The sequence below is a fragment of the Paenibacillus koleovorans NBRC 103111 genome (genome assembly GCF_004000845.1).
GTDB classification, from domain to species: Bacteria; Bacillota; Bacilli; order Paenibacillales; family NBRC-103111; genus Paenibacillus_AA; species Paenibacillus_AA koleovorans.
In genome coordinates this window covers 1-8,252 of record NZ_BIMA01000193.1, presented here as the reverse complement: position 1 = coordinate 8,252, position 8,252 = coordinate 1, and the positions used below count along the sequence as shown (strand labels likewise).

The window sequence follows — 8,252 nt, the reverse complement described above, 5'->3', positions numbered from 1 at the left end:
CCTAACGTGACTCAACCACCAAGGACCTCTGGAGTGCTCTTCTCCAGAGGTTTTCGTATATATCCAGCATGAGGTCAATCCCAACTCTCTTAAGTTCAGGATGTAGAGGATTGCTGGTTTCTCCTGCAGCCGGCCAAATGCTCCAGAAAATCTCGAATGGACTTCAAGTCCTCTTCTTCCAGCTTGATCCCGTCCCAATGAAGCTGCTCCGTTTGCAGTAAAATTTTGGCATTGGTTTCGAGCGGATTCGCAGTTTCGCGGTTGGATACGCCGAGCAAATAATCCGTGGACGTTTCCAAGACGACCGAGAGCAATTGGATGGTCGCGACACTCGGTTCCCGATAATTTAATTCATAATTGGCATAGGTGCTTTTCGCTACGCCGATTTGTTCGGCCACTTGTTCCAGGGTCATTTTTTTCCTTTTCCTGGCTCGTCGCAATCGTTCTTGAAACGTCACAGTCCGCTGCCTCCGAATACAAAATTTTACTCGCAACCTCTAATTATAGCACTCTTTTTCGGTGAAAAGGATGGATTCGACAAAATATCAAAACCTTTCACCAAAATTTAACATGTTGTTGAAAAGTTTGCGTATTGTGAATATAATAGGTGTGACACAACATGTAAATAGGCGTTTAAGCACACATCAAGTAATTCCAAAGTCCTAAAACATAAGTCATTTCTCAGACGATAAAGGCAAACCTTTTGAAAAAGAGGGACGCAAAGCTATGGACCTAAGGGGCGTTTTGCTCTATGGTCGCCAAGCCGCCGAAATGGGTGTTTTTGCGACATCATCCATTCGGATGATGTTTTTCTTTATCTACACGAATTTATTTAAACGGAGGTGAGGAGTGTTCTCAATGAGAAAGCAAATTTCCGAAAATGAATTGACACTTCTGATCAAACAACTTCGATTGGATGAGCTGAAAGTAGATTCGCTAACGGAATGGACATCGGATGGAGAACATGCACAAGCTGAACAAAGATCAGGACAGGACGGCACTATCCAAGTAAAAGAACAAAAAATTATCGTTCATGACCCGACGAATGGCGGGAAGCTGCCGGTCATCAGCGCTGTCGCTCCTGTGAAGCTCATCATCAACAATGTGCAAATGAACTCAGAGTTCCCGGTGACATCATCAGATCGCATACATTGGGAAATTAAAGAAAAGGCTTTATACGAGGTTCATGTCTCCGTGGACAAGCTGACCGCGTATTTTCATCTGTCCTCTAGAGAGCGCTACGCATGGCGACTGGTCAATACCGAGTCCATGGCTCAAATAATCATTACGGCTGAAGAAGATAAACAGAGTGTACTGGAGACCGTACATCTGGTCGATGTGGCCGCCAATCTGGAGCAGCAGACGATCAAAGCGAATCTGGATCTGGCCGCCGTCCAGCAAGAATTGATGCAGCCTACCTATCAGCCGGTTGTAGTTGCGAAAGGGAAGGCGGCCGTTCCCGGAAAAGATGCGCAAATGGAAATCTATTTCTCGGAGCAAGTGGAGAGCCAGTTTTTTGAAATCGGAGGAAGCATTGATTTTCGAAATCATTTGCGGATACCGTCGGTTAAGAAGGGGGAACTGATAGCGAGAAAAATTCCCATGGTGGATGGGATTCCCGGATATGACGTGTACGGACATGTGCTCATGCCGACACCGGCAAGAGATATTTTCGCCGTTGCGAAATCGGGGGTGGAATTGACACCGGAGGGAGAGATCAGAGCCAAGAAAGAAGGCAGACCTAGAATTACGGGAAGCCGCATCAAGACGTTCGACATTTCAACCGCCTACATCGTCCCAGGGGATGTGGATATGGAGACGGGGAACATCGTCTTCTCCGGAGACGTGATTGTGTACGGGAACATTACGGATAAGATGATTGTGGAATCGTTAGGAAACGTATATGTGTACGGAAGCGTGTTCAACGCGACCATAACGGCAACGGGCAGTATTCATGTCAGAGGCAATGTAATGGGGAGTAAGTTTTATTCGGGCTATTTCGGCGTGATGTTCAACCGGTTGTACAACACCTCGAAGCAATTAAGCGAACAAATCGAAAAGCTGCTCGCCGCCGCCAGAATGCTGGAACAAACCATCGAAGCGAGAAAGCAGACGATACGGTTCGGACAAATTGTCCTCGTGCTGATGGAGAGCAAATTTAAAGAGATGCCTGATGCCGTAAAAGAGCTGTTGGCGGTAATCTCGAACATTCAACATATCAAGAAGGACGAGTATACGAAGCTGATGGAGATGTCTACTCTGTTCTTCATGCCTACCAAGCTGCTGGAATCGGCATCCTACAGCTTCTTCCATAGCTTCCTCGCCTTGCTAAGCGAGACACACCAGGAAGTGGCCCGGATGCAGGAAGAGAAAGTGCAGATTATGATCAACCAATGCCACAACAGCGAGCTTAAGTCGAATGGCGATATTATCATAAAAGGCGACGGGGTGTTATTAAGCGACTTATACTCGGCAGGCAATATTTTATTTCAGCAGGAATTATCGGTGTGCCGGGGAGCGAAGCTGGAAGCGGATGGCGTGATCTCTGCGAAAATTGTAGGCGGACAAACGGGAGTGAACACATTTCTGAAGGCCAAGAGACAGGTGACCGTGAAGAAAATGTACGCCGGACGGGTGTGTGTAGGGAAATATTGCATGGACATGGATGACCTGGTTGAGAACAAGACCTTCGATGCGAATACCATGAGGCAAAGAACTTTAACTAGGTGAGAAAGCGGTGGGTAGGTTGAAGGAATGTCTTCCTGGTCCAGATCAGTATGTTGGGTATCGGGTGAACAAAAATATGTACAACAGCCTCGGGGTTCTGGTCCTCCCCGCACAATCCGTACTCACGCGCAAAGAGATTGAGATGCTCCTGCAGCAAAATATTGTACTGAATGAAGACGATGTTGAACCGGAGTCGATCCGACAGCTCGTCAACTCTTCCATCAAGGAAATCCGAATTGTGTTTGAAAAGGTGAGGAACACCGATCAAATTCCATTCGAGCATCTCCGCGAGAGGATCGTTCCGATCGTAACCGAGATGTGCAGCCATCCGAATTTGAAACACATTTTGTCTCATTTGGAGCTGCATGATGAATATACGTACAGGCATAGCATCGGGGTTGCGCTCATTTCAAGAGTAATCGGCAAATCCAAAGGGCTGCCTGCGCCGGAATTGGCGGAGCTGACCTCCGCGGCCTTCTTGCATGATATCGGAAAGGTGAGGGTCCCTGACAACATCATTAACAAGCCGGGGAAGCTGTCGCCCGAGGAATTTACTCAAGTCAAAAACCATACCGTTTTCGGTTACGAATTGATCGCGAGCACATCGGGCATTTCGCATCGGCACGCGCTGGTTGCGCTTCAGCATCATGAACGGGAGGACGGCAGCGGATATCCATACGGCTTGAAGGGGAACAGCATCGATCCCTTTAGCAAAATCGTGGCGGTTGCCGATGTGTTCCACGCCATGATCTCCAAACGCGCTTACAAAAATCCCGTTCCGTTCTACAAGGTGCTCCAAGAGATGTCGGAGTTCGCTTACGGTTCACTGGAGCCGTCGACAACCTTAATCTTCGTGAAGCGGATCATGGAGATGCTGGTCGGCAATAGCGTGGTGTTGTCCAACGGACATGAAGGGAAGATTATTATGGTCAGTCCGAACGACCCGGTTCACCCTCTCGTTGAAGTGAATGGCAGCTATATTGATTTAAGCAAGGATCAGTCCGTTTTTCTGGAAAGGATTGTATAAGGCTGCAGTAAGGGGCCGACTTGGCGGGGAGCCTGGATGAAACGGCGGAGCAGGTATACAAGTAACGCGGCGAACGAAAAGAGGGTCATGCGGCGAACGAAAAGAGGGTCATCGACGGAAGTCGGTGGCTCTTTTTTATGTCCACCATAGTTGTTACATACTTGTATACTCTCTTCGCGAAGGCCGTTATAATAAAAGAGAATTCAAGGGAAGGATCGCCGAAAGGCTGGGATACTCCACCGTGCAAAGTTTCAACCGGACGTTCAAAGCATGGAGCTGCATGCCGCCTGGTGAATTCCGCAAGCTGTCTCAAGAAGCGTAAGCCAAACGTAGAGGAGCTGTGTACAATGACCGAGACCCGGAAGGAAATGTTCAACGGACCGACCGCAGATGCGACGGCTATCCGCCGCCAACCGCCTGTATGCCGACCGCTGATGCCGGCGAGTACCGAAGAGAACGAATTGACCGACCGCATGTATCGCGTGCTGTTGCGCTGGATTCGGTATGCCGACGAACAGTTCAAGGAATGGCCGGAGCGTCCGAATGCCGGGCACTTCTTTGGCGGGGCGTATTGGTACGAGCTGGAGACCGCGTATACCGCGATGGTGTATGCGATTGCCGCCCGATTGGGCGACTATGACGCCTCCCTCACCGGTCAACCGAGAGAGGAGATGGAAGGGAAGGCCATCCAGGCGCTTCGCTATCTGGGCTTCACCCACGATACCGGGCCGGAGGAATGCGTCAGGGTCACAGGACGCAACCCTTATTGCAGCGGGTTGAAGTGGGGCGGACGCGGCGACGATTTCTTCCGCTCCAGCCAGACGGGGACGACCATCATTGCGATTGCCTATACGGCTTGGCTGCTGTGGGACGAGCTGGATGACGAGACCAAAGGGATGATGGAGAGTATACTCGTCTATTATGCGGACCGCTGGTCATTCGGGGAAGCCCCGCGCAACGGGGTGTACTACGACACGCAATGCGAGGAGAACGCCTGGACGGCGGCCGGCATCGGCGCGGCGGTCGCCTTGTTCCCCGATCACCCGAACCACGCGGCGTGGCGAGAAGCCGCCGAGCTGTGGTCGATCAATGCCGTCAGCACGGTGAAGGATCAGCTGCTCAGACGGCCTCAGGTGTCCACCACCACGTTCCATCCCGATTTTACTTCCGAGAATCACGCATTCGTCCACCCCTCGTACATGTTCGCGGGGATTTCGCTGCGCGGCTCGTACGCCTTGCTGCTGCTGATGGGCGGGGAGCCGATCCCGGAGGCGTTGACATTGAACAATGAAGTGATGTACGAGCGGACGATCAAGGGCTGGAGCCTGCTCGACGGCTATCCGGTGCCAGTGCAGGGGCAGGATTGGTGGTACAACCGCCAGCACGAAGCGATCGTGGGGCATGCGTTCATGAACGTCCTGCATCGGGACCCCGACGCAGGACTGCTGGAACGGCGCTCGCTCGAATATATCGAGAAGATCCAGGCGAGCAATACGCGCGGCTGCATGCTCGAAGAGAACGGCGAGTCCTGCATCGTCGTTGCCTCCAGCTACCAGACGGCAGTCGACATGGAGTTTGCTTCAGCGTTCAGCGTCGCGATCGCCTATCTGCTTCACATGTACGGACCGCCTTGTGTCGAGCCGAGCGAGCCCGACTCATTCCGCGAGCGCATGAACGGCGTGCGGTACTACCCGTACGGCAGTATCGTCACGCATCGCACCGACGAAGCGTTCTCCTCCTTCAGCTGGAGGAGTCATGTTATGGCGCTGACGCTGCCGCGCGGGGCCATGTGGAGCGTGACGCCGCTGTATGCGAGCTATACCGGCGAGGTTGAATTTTCCGACGGCGGCGGCGGTACAGGCGAAGACGGGAAAGCTCACAACACTTCCGTGTGCCTGGACACGACCCGGGAGCATGTTCATGTGTACGAGGACGGCTTCGGAGTGACGGCCGAAGTCCGCAGAGGCGCAAGCGGCCAACTTATGCAGCGGGTCGGGTTCGTCTCGCTGCCGGACGGCCGCAGCGTATATGTGGAGCATATCGAGATCACGCAGTCTTGCGAGATCGCCCGACTGTCGACGGGCATGATCGGCATCCGCAACGAGCGGTACAGCGCGCTGCCGGAGCTCGCCTCCGGGACGAAGCGGCTCATCACGCCGGCGGAGACGAGAGCATACCGGGGCTTCTATGGCCAGGAGCCGAATCAATTGGACCGATATAATTCTGCTTCCTATGTCAATGTGAACGACGAGATCGGCTACGTGACGATAGGCTCGGCCGGGATGACCTACTTGAACCAGCACGAATATCCGAAGTGGAAAGGCGTAGAGGATGTGCTGACGCTGCAGGCTCGGACGGATTTGAGCTTTGATGCGCCAGCGGCGCTCCCGGTATTCGTGGCGCTCGCGCTGCCAGGCGCCGCCGCCTGGCAGACTGCAGCGGCTGCGGAGGGTACCCGGCTGCTCTCCGTCCAGGAAGAGCGGCTGGCGATCCTGGAGACCGCGGGCTACCTGGTCGTGGTTAATAACGGCGACAGCAGCTATTCGTACACGGCGAGCGGGGAATGGGGACAGGCGGAGAAGAGGACCGCGGACGCCCACCCGCAACGCGGTCCAGTCCAACTGTTCGAAGGCCGTCAGCGGCTGACCCGGGACGCTGCGATCCGATACGGCAGCGCTGCCGCCGGAGCGGCGTACTACTACGCCTGTCGCTATGTCCTGGAGCTCGATCATGAGAACCAGAGCCAGGCGCTGGAAGTAGACGAAGGGCTGGAGATCATTGTGCAGGACCGGATTCTGGTCATAATCAATGAGACGAAGGGCCGACTTGCGGTTGCAATTACCGACTGTCAGGCAGCGGCGCCGAGTTCGGAGGAGGTCCGTCTTGAACCAGGTGAAACCCGACGACTAGCTTTTATTTGATGGCGCGTGCAGGCTCGCCGAAAGGTAGATTCGATCGTACAATGGAACAATGCTATGGGCGGGTTCTCCGGTAAGTGCTATAATTAGCGATAGCGCGCCGTCATAGGGAACCCGCACATACAAAATAGAAGCGCTTTCAAAAACTGTCGATTTTGAAAGGAGCATGAGTGGGATGGCTGGGAATCGAGCGGTAGTGTATGTCAAGCCAGGCGAAGTTGAGGTTAGGGACATCTCGTATCCGGATCTGGTGCTTCGGGACGGTCCGGGTGTCAACCCGCTGAACGTGGGAAGAAAATGCGAGCACGGCGTTATTCTGAAAGTGGTGCGGCAGCGACCAGCACATGGTGCGCGGCCGGACCACGGCGCCAACCGGTCTTGTGCTCGGGCACGAAATTACGGGCGAAGTCATCGAAGTTGGACGCGACGTCGAGTTTATCAAGAAGGGCGACCTCGTCTCGGTACCGTTCAACATCGCTTGCGGTCGTTGTCGGGCTTGCAAAGAGCGCAACACGAACGTCTGCTTGAACGTGAACCCCGATCGTCCGGGCTCCGCTTACGGCTATGTCGACATGGGCGGCTGGTTAGGCGGGCAATCCGAATATGTGATGGTGCCTTATGCCGATTTCCAATTGTTGAAATTTCCCGACAAAGACCAGGCGTTGGAGAAAATCCGCGACCTGACGATGCTGTCGGATATTTTCCCGACCGGCTACCATGGCGCTGTCAGCGCCGGCGTACGTCCGGGCACAACGGTATATATTGCAGGCGCCGGTCCGGTCGGCCTTGCCGCCGCGCACTCCGCGCAGCTGCTCGGCGCCGCGACGGTCATCGTCGGCGACTTGAACCCGGCGCGGCTCGACCAGGCGAGAAGCTTCGGCTGCGAGACGATCAACCTGGCCGAGCATGACAATCTCGGCGAGCAGATCGACGCCATCCTCGGTTCGCCGGAAGTCGACTGCGCCGTCGACTGCGTAGGCTTCGAAGCGCACGGCCACGGCCATGGCCACACGGAAGCTCCGGCGACCGTGCTGAACTCGATCATGCAGGTCACCCGTGCCGGCGGCCGTCTCGGTATTCCGGGGCTGTACGTGACCGGCGACCCGGGCGCCGTCGATGCCGACGCCAAGGTAGGCACGCTGAAGATTCGCTTCGGCCTCGGCTGGGCGAAGTCCCACACGTTCGTCACCGGCCAGACGCCGGTTATGCAATACCACCGCGAGCTGATGATGTCGATTCTGAGCGGCCGCGCCCAGATCGCCAAGGCGGTCAACGCGACGGTCATCTCGATCGACGAAGCGCCTCGCGCTTACACCGAGTTCGACCGCGGCGCCTCGAAGAAGTTCGTGATTGACCCGCACGGGTTAGTGCGCTAATCGTATATAGCCGGAAACCGCTAATCCTCTCTTCACAGAGGGGATTTGCGGTTTTTTGGCGTTGTTTTTGTTTGGGGTAGCCCACTCAGGGCTCAGGTACAACCGTTCGCAGATAGCGTTATGAAAGTAACTCTTAGGTGGCTTGTCATTCAGACCCCTTACAGCAGCAAATCCAGCTTTCCCGCCACCTCTAAGCACGAAAAT

Annotated in this window: 5 protein-coding genes, 1 pseudogene and 1 riboswitch; of the genes and pseudogenes, 4 read left to right on the top strand and 2 right to left on the bottom strand. The window is 54.5% G+C overall.

The window, feature by feature from the left end:
* Positions 1-95 precede the first annotated feature (95 nt).
* On the bottom strand, positions 96-458 hold the full coding sequence (locus tag PKO02S_RS31155; protein ID WP_281280490.1) for a helix-turn-helix domain-containing protein: 363 nt from the start codon (positions 456-458) through the stop codon (positions 96-98).
* Positions 459-683: 225 nt separating this feature from the next.
* A riboswitch (cyclic di-GMP riboswitch) is annotated at positions 684-771 on the top strand.
* 87 nt (positions 772-858) lie between these two features.
* On the opposite strand from PKO02S_RS31155, the gene PKO02S_RS31150 reads away from it, so the two are divergent.
* The 4 genes and pseudogenes from PKO02S_RS31150 to fdhA all read left to right on the top strand — a co-directional run bounded on the left by PKO02S_RS31150 (position 859) and on the right by fdhA (position 8,048).
* Positions 859-2,730 (top strand): flagellar assembly protein A, encoded by a 1,872-nt coding sequence (locus tag PKO02S_RS31150; RefSeq protein WP_127589047.1) that lies wholly within the window; start codon positions 859-861, stop codon positions 2,728-2,730.
* 73 nt (positions 2,731-2,803) lie between these two features.
* Positions 2,804-3,754: an HD-GYP domain-containing protein gene (locus PKO02S_RS31145; protein WP_127589045.1), complete on the top strand. Its 951-nt coding sequence runs from the start codon at positions 2,804-2,806 to the stop codon at positions 3,752-3,754.
* Positions 3,755-4,101: 347 nt separating this feature from the next.
* Positions 4,102-6,675, top strand: coding sequence for a hypothetical protein (locus PKO02S_RS31140; RefSeq protein WP_127589043.1), 2,574 nt, complete (start codon positions 4,102-4,104; stop codon positions 6,673-6,675).
* 172 nt (positions 6,676-6,847) lie between these two features.
* A pseudogene (gene fdhA, locus PKO02S_RS31135) lies at positions 6,848-8,048 on the top strand (formaldehyde dehydrogenase, glutathione-independent).
* Here the strand turns inward: fdhA and PKO02S_RS32990 are convergent.
* A partial coding sequence (locus tag PKO02S_RS32990; protein WP_218033977.1) for a hypothetical protein occupies positions 8,037-8,252 on the bottom strand: 216 nt, incomplete at its 5' end. The pseudogene fdhA and the gene PKO02S_RS32990 sit on opposite strands and share 12 nt — an antisense overlap.